This window comes from Kitasatospora sp. NPDC091257 (genome assembly GCF_044757675.1).
Classification (GTDB): domain Bacteria; phylum Actinomycetota; class Actinomycetes; order Streptomycetales; family Streptomycetaceae; genus Kitasatospora; species Kitasatospora lactacystinica.
Map to the genome: position 1 here is coordinate 1 of NZ_JBIVVI010001311.1, position 2,386 is coordinate 2,386.

The following is a 2,386-nucleotide window of genomic DNA, read 5'->3' on the forward strand; positions in this document are numbered from 1 at the left end:
CCCGCCCCGGGTCGGCCGACCCCTCGGCCAAACCCCCGCAAAGCTTCACCCAAGATTCGCCCGTTCGGCGGGAACAATCACACCGGGACGCCAGTTGCCCCCACTGGAACCACAGGACAATCAGGAGGGCACCCCTTCCCGTGAGCACCATCCCCACCGTCACCCTCAACGACGGCGCGCAGATCCCGCAGCTCGGCTTCGGCGTGTGGCAGGTCCCGGACGCCGAGGCCACCCCGGCCGTCCGCACCGCGATCGAGGCCGGCTACCGCTCCATCGACACCGCGGCCATCTACGAGAACGAGGCCGGCACCGGCGCGGCGATCGCCGACGCCCTGGCGGGCGGCGTCGCCCGCGAGGACCTCTACGTCACCACCAAGCTGTGGAACTCGGGCACCCGCGACTGGTCCGGCGAGCAGGGCCGCGACGCGGTGCTGCGCGAGTTCGACGCCTCGCTGGCCAAGCTCGGCCTCGAATACCTCGACCTCTACCTGATCCACTGGCCGCGCCCGATGCACGGCGACAGCTACCTGAACATCTGGAAGGCCTTCGAGCAGCTGAAGGCGGGCGGCCGGGTCAGGTCGATCGGCGTCTCCAACTTCGGCACCGAGCAGCTGAGCCGCCTGCTGGACGAGGCCTCCGTCGCCCCGGCCCTGAACCAGGTCGAGCTGCACCCGTACTTCCCCCAGGCGGAGCTGCGCGCGTTCCACGCCGAGCACGGCATCGCCACCGAGGCCTGGAGCCCGCTGGGTCAGGGCAAGGACCTGCTCGCCGAGCCCGCCCTGGTGAAGACCGCCGAGAAGCACGGCCGCACGGTCGCCCAGGTGGTGCTGCGCTGGCACCTCCAGAGCGGCGTGATCGCCATCCCGAAGTCGGTCACCCCGTCCCGGATCCGCGAGAACCTGGACGTCGCCGGCTTCGAGCTGGACGCCGAGGACCTCGCGGCGATCGCCACCGTGGCCACCGGCAAGCGGATCGGCCCGGACCCGCAGGAGTTCGACTGGAACTGACGCCCGGCCCGGGGGCCCGGCCCCCGGACACCCGGATCGCCTGACGGCCGTCATGCCGAAGACCGCCCGCTCCCGTGGGGGGAGCGGGCGGCCTCAGGCGTACCCCGATCCGCCAAAGTCCATGGCCATGGACCCTCAGCGTTTTGGCGAATCGTTTTGGCTACTGCGGCGAAGTCTTGACCTAGAGCCTGCCCGCCTTCGCGATGAGCGCGAGCGCGGCCTCGTGCTCGCTCTCCTCCAGCGGGGCCAGCAGCAGCCGCTGGACCTCGGCCACCCCGGCGGCCGAGCGGTGCAGCAGGTCCTGTCCCGCCGGTGAGAGCGAGAGCAGGTTGCGCCGCCCGTCCGAGGGGTCGCGCCGGCGCTGCACCAGACCGCGGCGCACCAGTCGGCTGACCATCTCGGCCATCGTGGCCTTGTCCAGCGAGGCCAGCTCGCCGACCGTGCGCTGGTCGGCGCCCGGTTCCAGTTCCAGCGCGTCCAGCACCGCGTACTGCGGAGCCGTCAGCTCGGCGCCCACGTGCTCCGACCAGAGCTTGGTGTGCACCTGCTGGCTCACCCTGATCAGGTAGCCGATCGCCCGCTGGGCGTCCAGTATCGGCCGCGCGTCGGTGATGACGGCGACCGCCGCGGGCTCCAGCCTGGCTATCTTGGCCATCACCCGGACGATCTCGACCTGTTCCTCCGCCGTGAGCGGCTCGAACAGGACGCGCTGAACGCGGACCACACCACCGGTGGCCTCGCGCACCGCCTGGGCACCGCTCTGCGAGAGCGCCAACAGTTTGCGCCGGCCGTCGGCCGGGTCGCGCCTGCGCAGCACCAGGCCGCGGCGGACCAGCCGCGCGACCATCTCCGCCATCGTGGCCTTGTCGAGCGAGGCCCGCTCGCCGACCGTCCGCTGGTCCGCACCCGGTTCCAGGGCCAGGACCAGCAGCACGGCGAACTGCGGAGCCGTGAGATCGGCTCCGACGTGTTCGGACCACAAACGGGTGTGGACCTGCTGTGCAACGCGAATGAGGTGTCCGGGCGACTGCTGCAGTCGCGCAGACACGCGGGTTGTCGGGATCTCCCCCAGCACCATGTATCCGTCCCGATGTCACACCCGGTGTGTGTGGGACACCCGGGTGGGGCAGTAACGGCGAGTGGGCGTCCAGCTATGAGGGAGGGCGCTCCAGCCGTGCAGCCGGTGGCTGCTGGCGGACACTATACAAACGGCGGGCCCTTGCTGGCAGGCAGGGGCGGATAGTAGACGCAGGTTCGGCAACATTGGCATATTTACGGACTGCGAACGGCTTGCAGTAACTCGTTCTCAGCAGAAAGCCGACCGGTCGGTCCTTACCCACCGTCACCTGCGTCTCTCCACCCTGGCCGCCCTCCCTACC

2 protein-coding genes are annotated in these 2,386 nt (G+C 70.5%); one reads left to right on the top strand and one right to left on the bottom strand.

Annotated features, from left to right (window positions below):
- The first annotated feature begins 140 nt into the window (after positions 1–140).
- Positions 141–1,007 (top strand): aldo/keto reductase, encoded by an 867-nt coding sequence (locus tag ACIQOV_RS37680; RefSeq protein ID WP_401055289.1) that lies wholly within the window; start codon positions 141–143, stop codon positions 1,005–1,007.
- A gap of 181 nt (positions 1,008–1,188) precedes the next feature.
- Here the strand turns inward: ACIQOV_RS37680 and ACIQOV_RS37685 are convergent, their stop codons facing one another.
- Positions 1,189–1,989: a MarR family winged helix-turn-helix transcriptional regulator gene (locus tag ACIQOV_RS37685; protein WP_387685267.1), complete on the bottom strand. Its 801-nt coding sequence runs from the start codon at positions 1,987–1,989 to the stop codon at positions 1,189–1,191.
- Between the last annotated feature and the right edge of the window lie 397 nt (positions 1,990–2,386).